The sequence below is a fragment of the Cohnella caldifontis genome (assembly GCF_029360585.1).
In the GTDB taxonomy this organism is placed as follows: Bacteria; Bacillota; Bacilli; order Paenibacillales; family Paenibacillaceae; genus Cohnella; species Cohnella caldifontis.
Genome location: NZ_JAQZSJ010000014.1, coordinates 92751 through 108474, shown reverse-complemented (window position 1 = coordinate 108474; position 15724 = coordinate 92751). Strand labels below are relative to the sequence as shown.

Below are 15724 nucleotides of genomic sequence, written 5' to 3'. Positions count from 1 at the left end.
CAATCGTAATACATTGAGGTGAACAGGTTGTCCAAAATCATTGCGATAGCCAATCAGAAGGGCGGCGTGGGCAAGACGACGACGGCCGTGAATCTGGGCGCGTGTCTGGCCACCCTGGGCCGGCGGGTGCTGATCGTCGACATCGACCCGCAAGGGAACACGACGAGCGGCATCGGCATTAACAAAGCGGACGTCAATTATTGCATCTATGACGTGCTCATCAACGAGGTCCATCCGAAGCAAGCGATTGCGGAAACCAAGATCGCCGATTTGCACATCATTCCGGCCACCATTCAATTGGCGGGCGCGGAAATCGAACTCGTGCCGACGATGTCGCGCGAGGTTCGGCTCAAAAAAGCGCTGGCGTTGGTCAAAAACGACTATGACTACGTGCTGATCGACTGCCCTCCGTCGCTCGGCATTTTGACGATCAACTCGCTCACGGCGGCCAATTCGGTGCTGATCCCGATTCAATGCGAATATTACGCGCTTGAAGGATTGAGCCAACTGCTCAATTCGATCCGCCTGGTGCAGAAGCATTTGAATACGTCGCTGCAGATCGAGGGCGTGCTGCTCACGATGTTCGACGCCCGAACCAATCTCGGCATCCAGGTCATCGAAGAAGTGAAGAAATATTTTCAGCAGAAGGTATACCAAACGATCATCCCGCGGAACGTCCGCCTAAGCGAAGCTCCTTCGCACGGCCAGTCCATTGTCACGTACGATCCGAAGTCCAAAGGCGCCGAAGTCTATCTCGAACTGGCGAAGGAAGTGATCACGTATGAGCAAGCGGCTAGGTAAAGGGCTGGACGCCCTGATTACTTCGCTGTCGATCAAGGAAGACGATAAAATCGTCGAAATCCCTTTGTCGCAGCTGCGCGCGAATCCCTATCAACCGCGCAAAACGTTCGATGAAGAAGCGATCAAAGAGTTGGCGGAATCGATCCGCGAGCATGGGGTCATTCAGCCGATCGTCGTCCGGCAAGCGCTGAAAGGATATGAGATCATCGCGGGCGAGCGCAGGTTCCGCGCATCGCAGCTGCTCGGCAACGCGACGATCCCGGCGGTCGTTCGGGCCTATACCGATCAGCAAGTGATGGAGATCGCGCTGATCGAGAACGTACAGCGGGAAGACTTGAACGCCATCGAGGTAGCAATCGCTTATCAAGCGATCATGACCCAATTCACGTTGACGCAGGAAGAGCTGTCCTTGAAGGTCGGCAAGTCGCGTTCGCACATCGCGAATTTCCTTCGGCTGCTGGCGCTTCCGGACGAAATCAAAGATCATGTTTCACGTGGAACATTGTCGATGGGACATGCCCGGGCGCTGGCCGGCATCAAAGAGGACGCGAAGCGGAAGGAGCTGGCGAAGCAGACGCTGGCGAACGAGTGGAGCGTCCGGGAGCTGGAGCAGGCGATACAGAATCTGGAGCCGAAGGGAAAACCGAAAGCGAAAGGCAAAACCAAAAAACGCGATCCATTCCTCGAGGAAATCGAGCGTTCGCTGCGCGAGAAGTTCCAGACAACGGTAAAAATCAAACCGAACAAAGACAAAGGCCGCATCGAACTTTCCTATTTCAATAGAGGAGATTTGGAGAGGCTGCTGGAGTTGCTCAAAGCTTTGGCGTAAGCGGTGCATAGCTCGCTGAGGGATAGCATACCCAAGTTGTAATCTTTCCGGTGAAGGATTAAACTAAGGTATGCTATCCTTGCGTCTGGACGGTGACGAAGGAAATGAAAGAACCGAACCCAACCTTGATTTACCTGGATAATGCGGCGACTTCCTGGCCGAAGCCGCCGGAAGTGTGGGCCGCGATGGAGGCTTGCTTGAAAGAGGCTTCCGCCAATCCCGGCAGGGGGAGCCACGCCATGGCGATTCGGGCCAGCCGGGTGCTCTTCGAGGGGCGCAAATCGTTGGCCAAGCTCTTCCATATCGCCAATCCGAACGATATCGCCTTCACGATGAATGCCACGCATGCGCTCAATATGGCGATCCAGGGCTTGTTGCAACCGGGAGATCACGTGGTCAGCACGACGCTGGAGCACAACTCGATCCGCAGGCCGCTTGAGGCGTTGAAGAGGACGAGAGGCATCGAGGTGACCTATGTCGCGACGGATGCCGCGGGGAAGCTCGACCCGGATCGCGTGGAAGCGGCCATTACGCCGAAGACGAAGCTGCTTGCCGTTTCGCACGGTTCGAACTTGCTGGGCTCCATTGCGCCGATTTCGGACCTGGGCGCTCTGGCGCGCCGCCGCGGCGTGAAGTTCCTGGTGGATGCCGCCCAGACGGCCGGAGCGCTGCCGATCGATGTTGAAGCCATGGGCATCGACCTGCTCGCGTTTCCGGGCCATAAAGGTTTGATGGGTCCGCAAGGAACGGGCGGCCTGTATATCCATCCCGGGATCGATCTAGAGCCGCTCATGTACGGCGGAACGGGAAGCCGGTCCGAATCGCCGGATCAACCGACCGCCAGACCCGACCGCTACGAGGCGGGAACGCCGAATACGCCGGGAATTGCCGGATTGACCGCGGGCGTCGATTTCGTGCGGAAAGAAACGGTGGAGGCCATCGCGCGCAAGGAACGAAAGTTGACCGACCTTCTCGTGTCGGGACTATCGGAAATTCCGGGCGTTTCGGTACTGGGACCGGCACCGGGAGAGGAACGGACGGCGGTCGTATCCTTCACCGTCGAAGGCGTCGATCCGTCGGAGACGGCGTTTATTTTGGACCAGCAATTCCAAATCGCCGTGCGTTCCGGATTCCACTGCACGCCGCTTGGCCATGAGACGGCGGGGACGACGGAGACGGGCGCGGTAAGGGCCAGTCCCGGATATTTCAACGCGGAATCGGAAATCGTATCCTTCATCGACGCGGTCAGGGAAATCAGGCGGGCATTTCATCCTTAAACGCTATTATGCCAATACGAATAAGTCGCAAACCACACGGGGGAGAACAAGAAACATGAACGGATGGAACGATCAGATCGCGGCGGGGGCCGTCGCGATCTTGGGGCTTCTGGTGCTGATCCTGCTGATCTGGGTGGCCTGGGTGACGGCCAGACTGGGCAAGCTGAGAAAGGCGCATGCCAAGCTGGTAGGGGAGACCGGCGTACCGAAGCTGGAGGACGTTCTTCAAGCCGTGCATGAGCATCTGGGCAGGCTGGAGCAAGAACAACGGGAATTGGACGGCATCCAGAAACAACAAGACAAACGCCTTACCGCCATGAAGGGCAAAGTAGGCGTTCACCGGTTTAACGCGTTTTCGGACTCCGGCAGCGATCTCAGTTTTTCCGTCGCTTTTATCAACGAAGAGCAGGATGGCGTCGTGATCACGGGGATCCACGGCCGGGAGCAGACGTTCCTTTACGCCAAGCCGATCGACAAAGGGCAATCCGCCTATTTGCTGTCGCCGGAAGAGAAAACGGCCATCAGTCTGGCATTGCAAAAGGGATAACGCCGCCCCGGACTTTGAGTATGGCTCGTCTCAAGCTTTGGGCGATGATGTCGGACATTTTCATCACGAGATTGAGGCGCGTGTTTTGAAGCACGAAATATTCCATGAAGCCGCCGACGTTCACGATGCCGGTCATATGAATGTCCCCGACGGGCGGGAGCTCCTTGTTGACGCCGGCGCCCGGGCGGACGGGACCGGTGCCGAGTTGGATGCATCCGACGCTGGAGACTTGTCCGAGACAAGCGTCAACCGCGATGACGAACGGAGAACGGCTGGAACGGTTGATTTTCAGCAGCGTCTCGTTCAGATTCATGGCATGGACAGGGTCGTCCAACGTGCCGTACAGATCAAAGTGCAGCCCTGCCTCGCGGGACAGGGAAGTGCCGACCAGGGGACCGAGAGAATCCCCCGTGGAACGGTCCGTGCCGACGCACACCACGACGATTCGCCGGTCTTGGGGAAGAGGTTCCAAGAAGGATTCCAACTTCTGAGATAGTCGCTGCAATACGGCGGGTTCATTAAAAGGAATTTTCAAAGAGAGCGCAGGCGCTTCCGCCGCGGGGCTTTGCCGTTTGTCCCAAAAACCGTTCATTCGTCCGTTCCGCCTCCTCCCAACACTGTTACTAGTATATGGACGGGATGGCGCATTTATACTCGACGCAAGGCCGCCGATTTTCAAGCGGGAGGTGACGGGGCCTATGGAGCCTCTATTGATCGCGTTCGACTCCACCCAACAGGCGCTTCGCGCGGAAATGTTGCTGGAATACGCGGACATCGAGATCGACATCCGGCCCACGCCGAAAGAGATCACGGCCGGATGCGCGCTGTCCATCGAATTCGCCGCCGAAGATTTGGAGAACGCGAGAAGCGTCATTCGAAACGAGAAGGTGGAGATCCGGGGATTGTTCCGCCGAACGGATGCCGGTTATGAGGAAATGGAAGTCTGAGCACTCGGGAGACCAAGGAGGATCCAGACGATGCGCTACGGATTTGGATGGGCTGCCGAAACGGTCGGCCAGACCGCAACATCCGAAGGGAACCTATGGGAGCAGTTCGTGAGTACGCTCCGGAACACCCTGCAGAACGTGGAGATGTGGGAAACGGCCGCCCTCGTGCTGGGACGGATCGTGCTCATTCTCCTCATCAGCCGGATCGTGCTATATATCGTCAATCGGATTATTGACCGGGTAACCGCCGAACGCGAGCATAACCGGCTCAAACTGCGGTCCCGCCGCGTGCAGACGCTCGGCAGGCTGCTGAAAAACGCGGCGGGATACGTCACCAACTTCATCGTCATCCTGCTCATCCTAGGCGAGTTCAATATCAATCTCGCGCCGCTGATCGCCGGCGCCGGCGTGCTAGGATTGGCCATCGGCTTCGGCGCGCAAAGCTTGGTCAAAGATATTATCACGGGATTCTTCATTATCCTGGAGGATCATTTCTCCGTCGGGGACGTCATCAAGACGGGAAATTACAAGGGCACCGTGGAAATGATCGGCTTGCGCGCGACGCGGATTCGCAGTTGGACGGGCGAGGTGTTCATCCTGCCGAACGGGACCATCAACGACGTCACGAATTTCTCGCTCAACAATTCCCTTGCGGTGATCGACATTCCCGTCGCGGCGACGGATCGCGTAGAAGAGATTACGGAAATGATCCGCGGCGTGCTGAGCAAATTCGAAGACGCCAATCTGATCGGACAGCCGGACTTGCTAGGCGTCCAGGAGATCGGCCCCGGCGACGTGAAGTTCCGGATCATCGCGGAATGCCGGGCGAATACGCAGGCTTCGGTGACCCGGCATTTGAACGCGGCTTTGAAAAAGGCTTTCGAAGCGGAGAGGAACCCGAGGTTTTATCGGAAGGATGAACAGTTGGCGGGGGGATGAGCGTTGGAACGGAAACAGTTCGGACTCGGAGATATCGTGCAAATGAAGAAGCCGCATCCATGCGGCGCCAACGAGATGGAAATCATCCGTATGGGCATGGATATCCGCATCAAGTGCGTCCATTGCAAGCACAGCATTCTGCTGCCGCGGGTTAAGTTCGAGAAAAGCTTGAAGAAAGTGCTGCGTCCGTCACAAAACCAGGATGGAATGACCGCGGAGGAAAACCCGGACTGACGCGCGGCTGGAGACAATCTCCAGTTGCGCGTCCCCGGGAAATATGTTATGATTCTTTTTGCTGTGGAGAGGTACCCAAGAGGCCCAAGGGGGTTGACTCGAAATCAACTAGGCGTCGCGAGGCGTGCGTGGGTTCGAATCCCACCCTCTCCGCCACCCAATAGACAGCGAACAAAGCGGTCCGATTCGGACCGCTTTTTGATTTGCTATCGGAACTTTACGATTGGCGGTCAAGCGGATGTTTCCACCAGGTTTTTCAGCATCGATAAAACCGTTTGTCCATCGTCCTCATCCGATTCCTGCGAGACGGCTCCGGCACGGTTATCTTCCTGCTCGATCGTCAGCAGCGTTCCGTTGCTTTCTTCTTTCAGCAGGTAACTCATCACGAAATCATTTTCGGGTCTATCCTCCAAGCCGGGTCGCGGCGCGAAGAGGGTGTACCGGATCGTATCATGCGGAGACACTTCCAACACCTTCCCCCATTGCTCAAAGACATTGCCTTCCCACTCGATGCGGAAACGGATCTCCCCGCCGACTTGCCAGTCCGTCAGGAGTTGGCTTCCATACTGCCATTCCTTCACCAACTCGGGAAGCGTTAGAGCCTCCCAAACCTTCCACGCAGGCGCCTCAATCCGAATACGCGAAGTATTCACAGCCATCCGATTTCCCTCCATAGATTCTTATCGCTTTATGCAGCGTGGTTCAAAATGGATTTTCAAAGTGACGTGATCTAATCATAGAACAAATGTTCGAGTTTCGCAATCGGAGATGTTGACCGCAGGTTAAGGATCTCGGAAGGTTTCGAGCGAGCAAGAAACCGGATCGATGGCAAGCAGGCGAGCAACGCGAAGCGCGAGTAGAAAACGGGCCAGCAGAAACGCTTTGAGCAAACGAGAAGGGTTAATGGCTGGCTAACGGTCTCATAGAGACAGCAGAGAGTTTCGAGCTTGCGAGAAGCACGAATGCTGACCAAAAAGGAAGCAGCACCAACGACAATCCCTCCGTCTCTCCTCAAACGTCACGCTGAGCACGAGCGCTTTTCAATCCGGGTGTCCAGAGGGCGGAGCGCCTCGGAATCCCCCTCCCGGGGGAGGGGGACTTAGGAGGTGGGCGAAAGCTTTAGGAGGTGGGCAGAAAAAGTTAGGGGTAGGCGATAGGTTTGAATGACATAACAAAGAGCCCCATAAAGGGGCTCTTCGGGCGACGGTTTCTCGAGAACTAAATCCATCGTTGCTGAAGCAATTCAGCGCTTCGGTGCCGGAGTTCCAGTAAACCGTGTGTTACAGACAAGTGTCTTTGGCACAACGCCTCCCAGTGACCTACTCCGATTGGAACGTCTCTTTCGGATGCTTCTCCTCGGACAACTCGTTCAAGGGAATCACACCTCTCATGCCGTCGCCGATATTAATTTGCCCGGAAGAACATTGATTATGCAAACGTCCGAAGCCTTTCACCCGCGGAACCTTTTCCAAATCCGATTGTGGTTGGTCGTCTCAGGAAAACGGCCGCCTGCTTTCATTTTGACGCGTTTCGGATTGTTGATGTGCATGTGGAAATCATTTTCTCCCACTTCGATGTAGATGCCGTCATTGGGCGCTTGGTCGCCCGGTTTGAATTCAGTTTGTTCCCCCATGGGTTCACCTCCAAGCTGCCGCATTTTCCGGCGGACAGCCGATCTCCCGTGTAGTGTAGCGACAGGATACGCGCATTATGCACGAAGTGGGAAGGGAAGGGGTGGAAGCGCCGTCAACGCTGGAAAAACTCGATCCACTCGTTTTCCGGGCCGTAAATAAAGAAATAGCGGTGACCGTTCGGCAATGTGGTAATGGTATCGAATCCGGGAACGAACGTTGCGTTTAGCCGTTTGACGCGCTCGTACTCCGCTTCGACGTCGTCCACCGTCACGGCGAAATGATGCACTTTGCCTTCCGTAGGCAAGTTGTCGTTGTAGCCCTGAATCAGTTCAATCTCCGATTCATCGCCGTTTCCAAAGCCTAGAAAAGCGAGCTGCAGTACGCCGTTGGTATGCGTGAACTGACTTTTTACCGTAAACCCGACAATGTCCGTGTAAAACCGGATGGTCGTCTCCAAATCCTTCACGACGACGCCGACGTGATCGATGCGGTGGCCTGCCATTCTGAGTTTCCTCCCCAAAATATGGATGATAAGACCTCTTCGCCTCCCATCGTAATGATTTAATTCTGAGTAGTCAAGTGAGAATTATCGGATTAATAGGTTGACAAGCTTTGACACGGTGAGTAAGATAGCATTAGTTTTATTCCGAGTTATGTAGTCGGATAAACGTCGGCTTACTGGTCAACCAGCGGCTCCACGTTCGTCAAGCCCAACAGGCTTGCGACTGTGGAGCTTTTTATTTGGTCAGACGGCCCGCCATTTTCACGAACAGGGAGTTGGAGAGAAAATGAAAAAGCTGTTCAGTTTTTCAATCGCGGTTTTACTGTTCATTTTGTCGGCGTGCACGAACGAGCAAGGGACCTCCTCGTCCCCAAGTCCGTCGGCTTCTCCGTCGGCGTCTGAGAGCGCTGCGCCGGCGTCCAGCGTGGCAGCGTCTCCTTCCGCATCCGCGCCATCCGCGGAGACGAGTGCGGAGCAGGCTGCCATACCTGAGAAGCTGAAGAGGCCGCTGCGTGTCGCGCTCGTTACCCGGATCACGACAGGCTCTTTTTTTGCCCAATACAGTCAGGGGGTCAAGGACCAGGTTGAAGCATTCGGCGGCGAAGTGAAGATTTACGATTCGAACAATGACCTGTCCAAAATGGCATCCAACATCGAAGCAGCCGTCAACGAGAAGGTAGATGCCGTCCTCGTCAACAACGGAACGGCGCAAGCGCTCGACCCCGCCGTCAAGAAGGCGCTCGACGCCGGTATTCCGGTCGTGTCCTACGACAGCGACCTCAGTTTGCCGGGCGTCACTTCGATCGACCAGGACGATTATTTGCTCGGCTGGCAGTCGCTTAAACAGCTGGCGACCGATTTGAACGGCGAAGGCAAGATCGGAGTGCTGTGGGTCGCCGGATATTTGCCGATGGAGCGGCGCCAGGTGATCATCGAGGCGTTCCAAAAGCGTTATCCGAATATCCAGGAAGTCGCAAGGGCGGGGACGGTAACTTCCAATACCGCGCTTGATACGCAGGCACAGGTAGAAGCTTGGCTGAAAAAGTTCCCGGAAAAGGGAGACTTGGACGCGATCTATACGACCTGGAATGAGTTTACCCGAGGGGCTTATCAAGCGCTTAAACAGGCAGGCCGCAAAGATATTCCGATTTACGGCATTGACTTGACGGAAGAAGATCTTCCGTTGTTCCAAGCGGAGGACAGCCCGTGGGTAGCCGCTTCGGCGACGAACCCGACCGATATCGGGCAAGTGCAGGCACGGTTGGCCTATCAGAAGGTCGCGGGCGAAACGGTACCGTCCGGCGTATCGATCGAGCCGCGTCTAATTCTGAAATCGTACTTGCCTAAAGAGCCGATCTCGTTCTCCGATCTCGGCAAATACGTTCCGGGGTGGGGCAGTTCGGATGCAGCGAAATCGCTATGGATGGACGCGCTGGCGAAAGGGTCGAAGGGCTGATGACGCTGGCTCTGGCAGGCATTCATCACGGCTTCGGCAACCATCCCGTGTTGCACGGAGTAGACTTCACGGTTCGCAGGGGGGAAGTGCACGCATTGCTCGGCATGAATGGAGCAGGGAAGAGCACCTTGCTTCATCTGGCGGCGGGCGTGTACGTTCCCCTGCGCGGGACCGTCCTGATCGACGGCCAGCCATGCATATTCCGTTCCCCCGGCGAGGCAGCTGCCAGGGGAATCGTGTTTATGGCGCAGGAGGTCGATAAAGGGCTCGTCCCCCAGCTTCCGGTGCACGAGAACTTGACCGCCGCGTTGCTTCGGCGGGAAGGGCGCATTTGGTTCGAAAAACGGGGAAACCGCGAGCGGGCGCGGGAATTGCTTCGGGAGTACGGTCTGGAAGTAGAGGAGAACCGGCCGGCCGGCACGCTGTCGTTGTACGAGAAGCAGATGCTGTCTATCATCCGCGCGGCGGCAGGTCACGCGAAATATTTGCTTCTGGATGAGCCGACTGCCTCGTTCGACCGTAAAGAAGCGGAAAAGTTCGCGGCAATGGTCGAGCGGTTGAAGGCGCAGGGAATCGGCATTGTGCTGATCTCCCACCGTCTGCACGAAGTGCAGCGAATGGCCGATCTCGTGAGCGTGCTGCGCGACGGGCGAACGGTGCTGCATAGCATCGCCAAGGAGACGGACATCCCCCAACTCGTTGCGGCGATGTCGGGCGAAGAGAGAGGCATTGGCCGGAGGGCGGGATCGTCAGCAGGCGACAACCCCGTTAATTTCTCCGTACATGGACTTCGGAGAAGCCGCCAGTTCCCGGAGCTTTCGCTGAGCGTCCGCAAAAGCGAAATCGTGGTTGTATTCGGTCACCTCGGCAGCGGTAAAACGTGGCTCGCCCGCTCGCTGTTCGGGGCGGCGAAGCCATCCTACCGCGCCCGTATCGACGGCGTCGAGTACACGATTGCCAGTACGCGGCAAGCGGCACGGCGGGGGATCGTTCTCGTACCGGAAGAGCGAGGGAAGCAAGGGATTTGGAAGCGGGAAGATATACGCGACCACCTGTCACTCGGGTTTCGGGGGTTCATTTTAAAACGCAGGGAAACGGCGTACAGCGAACGGATCATCAAGGCGTTCGACATCAGGCCCGCATCGCCGGGCTATAAGGTCGGTGCGCTCAGCGGCGGTAATCAGCAGAAAGTCGCCATTGCCAAATGGGCTACGGGAACGCCGAAAGTGGCGATCTTCGACGAACCGATGAAAGGGATCGATGCCGCGGCGAAGGAGACCATTTTCCGGAAAATCGAAGAATGGGCTGCAAGCGGCGTCTCCGTGCTTTATATGACGGCCGAGCCGGATGACGCGCTGCGGATCGCGGACCGAATTCTAGTGCTGTCGCGCAATCGTTTCACGGCGGAATTCACAGCAGCCGAGGCGACGCCCGCCCGGCTGTTCGAAGCGGCGGAAGAGGAGGCACGTCTCGTTGGAAACGATTGAACTGCAGCAGAACAAACAGGGCTTCCGAGTACGGGGAGCAGGACAAGCGTTATATCGTTACGGCGCGGTTATCACGATACTCGTGGTGATCGCTTTCTTCTCGATCGCGAACGACCACTTCTTCACGTATGCGAACTTAAGCGACATTCTGAAGTCGATTTCCATCGTCACTTTCCTGGCGCTTGGCGTCACGTTCAGCCTGGTGGTGGATGGATTCGACGTATCGGTCGGTTCCACGACGAGTCTGGCGGTGATCGCCGCAGCGTCCGCGCTCGTCATCCATCGTCAGGAACTGTTCGTTGCCGTGTTAGTGCCATTGTCGTGCGGAGCGGCGGTCGGCTTGCTGAACGCGTTTCTTGCAGTGAAGCTGCGGCTGCCGGATTTGCTGGCCACGCTGGCGGTCATGTATGTGGTCAACGGCATTCAACAGACATACTCCAAGGGCTATTCCATCTATGAAGGGATGCCGGCAACCGTCGGCCATCAGACTGGCAAGTTCATCCCTTCCTTTAAATGGATTGGGCAAGGAGAATGGTTCGGCATCCCGATGCCGGTGTTGCTGATGGTGTTGTTCGTGGCGCTTTCGCATCTCTTTCTGGAATATACGACGTACGGCCGACGGATGTATATGGTCGGGGGCAACCCGGAGGCGGCGAACCTGTTTGGCATTCCCGTCGAGCGCTACCGAGTCTTCGCCTATGTCGTGAGCGGGCTGCTTGCCTCTGTAGGCGGCATCGTGCTGGCCAGCCGAATCGGCACGGGACAAGTGTCGGCCGGCGCGCCGCTGCTGATGGATTCCGTAGCTGCAGCTTATATCGGCTATGCGCTTTTCGGGGAGAAGAGGCCGAGCGTGCTCGGCACGCTGTTGGGGTCGATTCTGATCGGCGTGTTGCTGAACGGATTGACGATGATGAACGTGCCGTATTTTGCGCAGGACATCGTAAAGGGCGGCATTCTGATTTTGGCGCTGACGTTTTCGTTTCTGCGCAAAGATTCCGCTCGAATGAAATCATGAAGATCAACGGAATGGAGGAAAACCGATGGAAACGAGAAAATTAGGCGGCAGCCAGCTGCATGCGTCAGTCATCGGCTTCGGTGCATGGGCGGCCGGCAAGGCCGGCTGGGGCGATCCCGACGAGCGGGAGCTGGAGCGGGCTATTTGGGAAGCCTACGATAATGGCGTAAACTTCTTCGATACGGCGCCGGTTTATGGCTTCGGAGAATCCGAACGGGTGCTCGGCCGCGTGCTGAAGCCCGTGCGCGACCAGGTGTTCCTCGCTACGAAATTCGGCTTGGTCTGGGATGAAACGGGAATCCGGAATAACGTAGCGAGAGCCAATATTTTCCGGGAAATCGAAGAAAGCCTGCGGCGGCTCGATACGGAATATATCGATTTGTACCAAGTGCATTGGCCGGATCCAGAGGATCGCACGCCAATCGCCGAGACGATCGGGGCTTTGAACGATCTCGTCAAGGCGGGCAAAATCCGATATATCGGCGTATCCAACTTCTCCGTAAGCCAGCTGGCCCAAGCCCAGGCTACCGCTCCGGTCGTATCGCTGCAATCCCCTTATAATCTGCTGCAGCGCAAGGTGGAAGACGCGGAATTGCCCTACACGCACGCGAACGGTATCGGATTTATTCCTTACAGCCCGCTCGCGCAAGGGCTCTTGACCGGCAAATTCACGAGAGATTCGGCGATTCCGGCGGACGACGTACGTAAGCAGCTGAATCCGTTGTTTGCTCCTGACTCATACGCCCAGGCATTGTTGAAAGTCGAGAAACTGAAAGAAGTCGCGAACAAGTACGGCAAGACCCCGGCGCAGACGGCTCTGAACTGGCTGGCTGCCAAGCCGGGGATCACGACCATCATCGCAGGGGCCAAGACCAGCGCCCAGGTGCGGGAAAATCTCGGGGGCGTCGGCTGGCGACTGGATGACGAAGATGTCAACCTGTTGAATACGTGGTTTGGGTAAGGGAAGGTCCATTCCATTGACCTAATCCCCCAAACATGCTAAAGTATTTAGGTATGCGATCTGCATGCAAATCCTTGCTCCTCGGCCGCCGGACGCCGTCCTGCGGTATGTCAAGCGGGGGGCCATAGACCAGAAGGAGGTGAACGGAAGATGCGCAATTATGAATTGCTGTACATCATCCGTCCCGACGTGGAAGCCGAGACCGTTCAAGCCGTTACGGAGAAATTCCAAGGCATCATCGCGAACGGCGGAGAGATCGTGAAGCAAGACGTATGGGGCAAGAAACGTCTCGCTTACGAAATCAACAAGCACCGCGAAGGAACGTATGTGTTGGTTCAATTCAAAGCTCCCGCGAACGTCGTGGAAGAGCTTGAGCGCGTGCTGAAGATCTCGGACGAGGTTATCCGGCACATGGTAACCAAAGACGTCGTCAGCGCGTAAACCAGCCGCACAGACCCAGGCGGACAGCCGCCGTTTAACCGTCGTCATGAACGGGGAGGGGACGTTTCCATGTTGAACCGGGTCATACTCATCGGGCGCTTAACCCGAGATCCCGAACTGCGATACACGCCTGCAGGCGTTGCTGTTGCCCAATTCACGCTCGCGGTGGACCGGCCGTTCTCGCGCGAACAAGGCGGAGAGCGGGAAGCCGATTTCATTCCGGTCGTGACGTGGCGCCAGCTGGCCGAGACGTGCGCCAACTACCTTCGTAAAGGCCGTCTGGCTGCCGTAGAAGGGCGCATTCAAGTGCGCAACTACGAGAACAACGAAGGCCGGCGCGTCTATGTGACGGAGGTCATCGCCGATAACGTGCGTTTCCTGGAATCGCCGAACCGCGAAGGCGGAAGCGGCGGCGGGGAATACGGAGCAGGCGGAGGCGGGTATGGCGGAAGCGGAAGTCGCAATGCCGGCCCGAGAAGCAGCGGAAGCGGCAATCCGGACCCCTTTGCCGATGACGGCAAGCCGATTGACATATCGGACGATGATTTGCCATTCTGAACGGAAAGGATTGAAAATCCATGAGCGAACAACAAGCAGCACCGGCCGCGCGTGAAGAACGCGGACCTCGCGGACCTCGCGAGGGCGGTGGAGACGGGCAGCAACGCGAGCCCCGCAAATTCCGCCGCGGACGCAACAAGCGCCGCAAAGTGTGCTATTTCACCGTGAATAAAATCCAGCATATCGATTACAAAGACACCGAACTGCTTCGCAAGTTCATCAGCGAGCGCGGCAAAATCCTGCCTCGCCGCGTGACGGGCACGAAAGCGAAGTATCAGCGCATGCTGACGGTCGCCATCAAGCGCTCGCGCCAAATGGCGCTGCTGCCGTACACGACCGAGTAATCGGAACAGACCGATCCAGAGAAAAGCCTCTAATTGAGCGAATCAATTAGAGGCTTTTTTGCATTCGTTCGCGAGAAGCAACTATCCGGGTTTCCGCATCGTATATTTCACGTCCGTCCCCGAACGGTCAGGACGGAAGTATATACGAAAGCGAGTGAAGCCTGCCATGAACCGACCGCGCAAACGGACGTTGTCCATCATTGGTGCTGCCGCGGCGCTACTGATCGCCGCCGCACTAATCGGATACGCAAACCGCGGCGTGCTGGCGGCTTGGGGATACGATACGTTTCTATCGAAGCAAGTCGAGAAGAAGCTGGAGAAATCCTACGAGCCGCTGCCCAATCGTCCGCCGGAGACCAGCCAACCGACTGCCGCGGAGCGGGAAGATCCGTTCAGCGTGCTGCTGATGGGCGTGGACGCGAGAGGCAGCGAGAGAGGACGCTCCGATACGCTCATTTATACGGTGATCAGGCCTGTGGACGGTCATGTGCTCATGGTGTCGATCCCCCGGGATACGTATGCCGAACTCGTCGGCCGGGGCGCCCAGGATAAAATCACCCACGCTTACGTTTACGGCGGTCCCCAGATGGCGGTGGAATCGGTCCAGAAGCTGCTCGATGCGAGGATCGACCACTATGCGTCCATCAATTTTCAGGGATTCGTGAAGGCGGTCGATTTGCTTGGCGGCATCCCGCTGCCGATTACGAAGGACATCGTCAACAAGGAAGCCGACCATGAGAAATTCACGATCAAAGCGAACCAGAGCGTCTACTCCGGACAGGACGCGCTGAACTTCGTCCGGTACCGGGAGGACGCGGGGGGCGACATGGCGAGGACGGAGCGGAACCGTCAATTTCTGGAGTCGCTTATCCATAAAGCTTCGTCGCTGCAGCAATGGAGCAAGATCCCGGAACTGCTGACGGTGGTCGGGGAAAATTTCCGCACCGATATCCCGCCATCGGCCTTGTCGGACTTGGCGAAAAAGTTCCTGCAGACGGATCACAGCATCCAGAGTTACACGCTGCATGGCGAAGGCAAACGGATGGGGCCGGACAATCTCTGGTACTATGTGGCGGATGAAGAGGATTTGAATGCCGTGCGGCAGACGATCGCCGTCTGGCTCGATCCGGATGCCGCGTCCGATCGGCTTACGGTTCCGGGGTTAGACGAAAAGACGCCGACGGCCGATTGATGGTGAGGCGGGAGGCGTCATGCTATAATGGTGAAAGCTGCCGACATGGAAAACACGGCGCTGCCCGTAACGTAAGGAGAGGAAATCATGAATATCGCATTTTTTCTTCTGCCGAAGCAGGAAGTCGTCTGCGTGACGGACAACGCGACCTTTCGGCAGACCCTGGAGCGGATGGAGCACCATCGGTACACCGCCGTCCCCGTGCTCAGCGAATCCGGGGAATACCTCGCCACCGTGACCGAAGGCGACTTGCTGTGGTTCCTGAAAAACCGTCAGGACCTGTCGTTCGACCAACTGCATCGCGTCTCCTTGTCCGAAGTGCCGCTCAGGATGAATAACCGAGCCGTCCGCATCGACGCGGACATGGTCGATTTGATCGCTTTGGCCAAAACCCAGAACTTCGTTCCCGTCGTGGACGACATGAACCATTTTATCGGCATCGTCCGCCGGAGCGACATCATCGAATATTGCGAGAAGCTGCTGGTGCCGCTCGGCAAAGAAGCGGCCAGACGGATCCGCGAAGCTTAAACCGCGCCCGGCGCGGAAACCCGAGATCGTTC

At 57.0% G+C, this 15724-nt stretch carries 20 protein-coding genes and 1 tRNA gene; 17 read left to right on the top strand and 4 right to left on the bottom strand.

Translation table 11 applies throughout. The annotated features are described in order from the left end of the window. Window positions 1–27: 27 nt before the first annotated feature. The 4 genes from PTZ19_RS18280 to PTZ19_RS18265 all read left to right on the top strand — a co-directional run bounded on the left by PTZ19_RS18280 (window position 28) and on the right by PTZ19_RS18265 (window position 3454). Window positions 28–801: a ParA family protein gene (locus tag PTZ19_RS18280; protein WP_276356524.1), complete on the top strand. Its 774-nt coding sequence runs from the start codon at window positions 28–30 to the stop codon at window positions 799–801. Then, window positions 782–1630: a ParB/RepB/Spo0J family partition protein gene (locus tag PTZ19_RS18275; protein ID WP_276356523.1), complete on the top strand. Its 849-nt coding sequence runs from the start codon at window positions 782–784 to the stop codon at window positions 1628–1630. The genes PTZ19_RS18280 and PTZ19_RS18275 overlap by 20 nt, the downstream gene beginning before the upstream one ends. Before the next feature lie 104 nt (window positions 1631–1734). Continuing rightward, window positions 1735–2907 carry an aminotransferase class V-fold PLP-dependent enzyme gene (locus tag PTZ19_RS18270; protein WP_276356522.1) on the top strand — a complete coding sequence of 391 codons (1173 nt, stop codon included), beginning with the start codon at window positions 1735–1737 and terminating at the stop codon, window positions 2905–2907. Between the two features lie 55 nt (window positions 2908–2962). Next, window positions 2963–3454 (top strand): DUF4446 family protein, encoded by a 492-nt coding sequence (locus PTZ19_RS18265; protein ID WP_276356521.1) that lies wholly within the window; start codon window positions 2963–2965, stop codon window positions 3452–3454. Here the strand turns inward: PTZ19_RS18265 and yyaC are convergent. Next, on the bottom strand, window positions 3429–4046 hold the full coding sequence (gene yyaC, locus PTZ19_RS18260) for a spore protease YyaC (RefSeq protein ID WP_276356520.1): 618 nt from the start codon (window positions 4044–4046) through the stop codon (window positions 3429–3431). The two genes, PTZ19_RS18265 and yyaC, sit on opposite strands and share 26 nt — an antisense overlap. A 106-nt stretch (window positions 4047–4152) precedes the next feature. Between yyaC and PTZ19_RS18255 the strand changes: the two genes are divergently transcribed. The 4 genes from PTZ19_RS18255 (at window position 4153) to PTZ19_RS18240 (ending at window position 5730) form a co-directional block, all read left to right on the top strand. After that, a complete protein-coding gene (locus PTZ19_RS18255) occupies window positions 4153–4401 on the top strand; it encodes a putative Se/S carrier protein (protein WP_276356519.1) in 249 nt (82 codons plus the stop codon). Window positions 4402–4431: 30 nt separating this feature from the next. Beyond that, entirely contained in the window at window positions 4432–5340 is a 909-nt protein-coding gene (locus PTZ19_RS18250) for a mechanosensitive ion channel family protein (protein ID WP_276356518.1), read from the top strand. A 3-nt stretch (window positions 5341–5343) separates the two neighbouring features. Then, entirely contained in the window at window positions 5344–5574 is a 231-nt protein-coding gene (locus PTZ19_RS18245; protein ID WP_276356517.1) for a DUF951 domain-containing protein, read from the top strand. A gap of 65 nt (window positions 5575–5639) precedes the next feature. After that, window positions 5640–5730: transfer RNA gene (locus tag PTZ19_RS18240), tRNA-Ser, on the top strand. A gap of 74 nt (window positions 5731–5804) precedes the next feature. On the opposite strand, the gene PTZ19_RS18235 is transcribed toward PTZ19_RS18240, so the two are convergent. From PTZ19_RS18235 to PTZ19_RS18225, 3 genes are all read right to left on the bottom strand, one after another. Next, complete coding sequence (locus PTZ19_RS18235) at window positions 5805–6248, bottom strand: SRPBCC family protein (protein WP_276356516.1); 444 nt, start codon at window positions 6246–6248, stop codon at window positions 5805–5807. A 776-nt stretch (window positions 6249–7024) separates the two neighbouring features. Further along, window positions 7025–7207, bottom strand: coding sequence for a YjzC family protein (locus PTZ19_RS18230; RefSeq protein WP_276356515.1), 183 nt, complete (start codon window positions 7205–7207; stop codon window positions 7025–7027). Window positions 7208–7320: 113 nt separating this feature from the next. After that, entirely contained in the window at window positions 7321–7710 is a 390-nt protein-coding gene (locus PTZ19_RS18225; RefSeq protein ID WP_276356514.1) for a VOC family protein, read from the bottom strand. 286 nt (window positions 7711–7996) lie between these two features. Between PTZ19_RS18225 and PTZ19_RS18220 the strand changes: the two genes are divergently transcribed. From PTZ19_RS18220 to PTZ19_RS18180, 9 genes are all read left to right on the top strand, one after another. After that, a complete protein-coding gene (locus PTZ19_RS18220; RefSeq protein ID WP_276356513.1) occupies window positions 7997–9166 on the top strand; it encodes a sugar ABC transporter substrate-binding protein in 1170 nt (389 codons plus the stop codon). After that, window positions 9130–10653 (top strand): sugar ABC transporter ATP-binding protein, encoded by a 1524-nt coding sequence (locus tag PTZ19_RS18215; RefSeq protein WP_276356512.1) that lies wholly within the window; start codon window positions 9130–9132, stop codon window positions 10651–10653. The genes PTZ19_RS18220 and PTZ19_RS18215 overlap by 37 nt, the downstream gene beginning before the upstream one ends. Before the next feature lie 70 nt (window positions 10654–10723). Then, on the top strand, window positions 10724–11668 hold the full coding sequence (locus tag PTZ19_RS18210; protein WP_422615014.1) for an ABC transporter permease: 945 nt from the start codon (window positions 10724–10726) through the stop codon (window positions 11666–11668). Window positions 11669–11693: 25 nt separating this feature from the next. Then, the gene (locus PTZ19_RS18205) at window positions 11694–12629 is read left to right on the top strand and encodes an aldo/keto reductase (RefSeq protein WP_276356511.1); all 936 of its coding nucleotides are present in this window, start codon (window positions 11694–11696) and stop codon (window positions 12627–12629) included. 150 nt (window positions 12630–12779) lie between these two features. Then, window positions 12780–13070 (top strand): 30S ribosomal protein S6, encoded by a 291-nt coding sequence (rpsF, locus tag PTZ19_RS18200; RefSeq protein WP_276356510.1) that lies wholly within the window; start codon window positions 12780–12782, stop codon window positions 13068–13070. A 69-nt stretch (window positions 13071–13139) separates the two neighbouring features. Next, the gene (gene ssb, locus PTZ19_RS18195) at window positions 13140–13628 is read left to right on the top strand and encodes a single-stranded DNA-binding protein (RefSeq protein ID WP_276356509.1); all 489 of its coding nucleotides are present in this window, start codon (window positions 13140–13142) and stop codon (window positions 13626–13628) included. A gap of 20 nt (window positions 13629–13648) precedes the next feature. Further along, window positions 13649–13972 (top strand): 30S ribosomal protein S18, encoded by a 324-nt coding sequence (gene rpsR, locus PTZ19_RS18190; protein WP_276356508.1) that lies wholly within the window; start codon window positions 13649–13651, stop codon window positions 13970–13972. 166 nt (window positions 13973–14138) lie between these two features. Beyond that, window positions 14139–15164 carry an LCP family protein gene (locus PTZ19_RS18185; RefSeq protein ID WP_276356507.1) on the top strand — a complete coding sequence of 342 codons (1026 nt, stop codon included), beginning with the start codon at window positions 14139–14141 and terminating at the stop codon, window positions 15162–15164. Between the two features lie 87 nt (window positions 15165–15251). Next, entirely contained in the window at window positions 15252–15692 is a 441-nt protein-coding gene (locus PTZ19_RS18180; RefSeq protein ID WP_276356506.1) for a CBS domain-containing protein, read from the top strand. Window positions 15693–15724 lie beyond the last annotated feature (32 nt).

Excerpts from the sequence above, each read along its gene's own strand:
- PTZ19_RS18275 (WP_276356523.1), top strand. The coding sequence starts at position 782 with ATGAGCAAGCGGCTAGGTAAAGGGCTGGACGCCCTGATTACTTCGCTG.
- PTZ19_RS18270 (WP_276356522.1), top strand. The coding sequence starts at position 1,735 with ATGAAAGAACCGAACCCAACCTTGATTTACCTGGATAATGCGGCGACT.
- PTZ19_RS18265 (WP_276356521.1), top strand. The coding sequence starts at position 2,963 with ATGAACGGATGGAACGATCAGATCGCGGCGGGGGCCGTCGCGATCTTG.
- yyaC (WP_276356520.1), bottom strand. The coding sequence starts at position 4,046 with ATGAACGGTTTTTGGGACAAACGGCAAAGCCCCGCGGCGGAAGCGCCT.
- PTZ19_RS18255 (WP_276356519.1), top strand. The coding sequence starts at position 4,153 with ATGGAGCCTCTATTGATCGCGTTCGACTCCACCCAACAGGCGCTTCGC.
- PTZ19_RS18250 (WP_276356518.1), top strand. The coding sequence starts at position 4,432 with ATGCGCTACGGATTTGGATGGGCTGCCGAAACGGTCGGCCAGACCGCA.
- PTZ19_RS18235 (WP_276356516.1), bottom strand. The coding sequence starts at position 6,248 with ATGGAGGGAAATCGGATGGCTGTGAATACTTCGCGTATTCGGATTGAG.
- PTZ19_RS18230 (WP_276356515.1), bottom strand. The coding sequence starts at position 7,207 with ATGGGGGAACAAACTGAATTCAAACCGGGCGACCAAGCGCCCAATGAC.
- PTZ19_RS18225 (WP_276356514.1), bottom strand. The coding sequence starts at position 7,710 with ATGGCAGGCCACCGCATCGATCACGTCGGCGTCGTCGTGAAGGATTTG.
- PTZ19_RS18220 (WP_276356513.1), top strand. The coding sequence starts at position 7,997 with ATGAAAAAGCTGTTCAGTTTTTCAATCGCGGTTTTACTGTTCATTTTG.
- PTZ19_RS18215 (WP_276356512.1), top strand. The coding sequence starts at position 9,130 with ATGGATGGACGCGCTGGCGAAAGGGTCGAAGGGCTGATGACGCTGGCT.
- PTZ19_RS18205 (WP_276356511.1), top strand. The coding sequence starts at position 11,694 with ATGGAAACGAGAAAATTAGGCGGCAGCCAGCTGCATGCGTCAGTCATC.
- rpsF (WP_276356510.1), top strand. The coding sequence starts at position 12,780 with ATGCGCAATTATGAATTGCTGTACATCATCCGTCCCGACGTGGAAGCC.
- ssb (WP_276356509.1), top strand. The coding sequence starts at position 13,140 with ATGTTGAACCGGGTCATACTCATCGGGCGCTTAACCCGAGATCCCGAA.
- rpsR (WP_276356508.1), top strand. The coding sequence starts at position 13,649 with ATGAGCGAACAACAAGCAGCACCGGCCGCGCGTGAAGAACGCGGACCT.
- PTZ19_RS18185 (WP_276356507.1), top strand. The coding sequence starts at position 14,139 with ATGAACCGACCGCGCAAACGGACGTTGTCCATCATTGGTGCTGCCGCG.
- PTZ19_RS18180 (WP_276356506.1), top strand. The coding sequence starts at position 15,252 with ATGAATATCGCATTTTTTCTTCTGCCGAAGCAGGAAGTCGTCTGCGTG.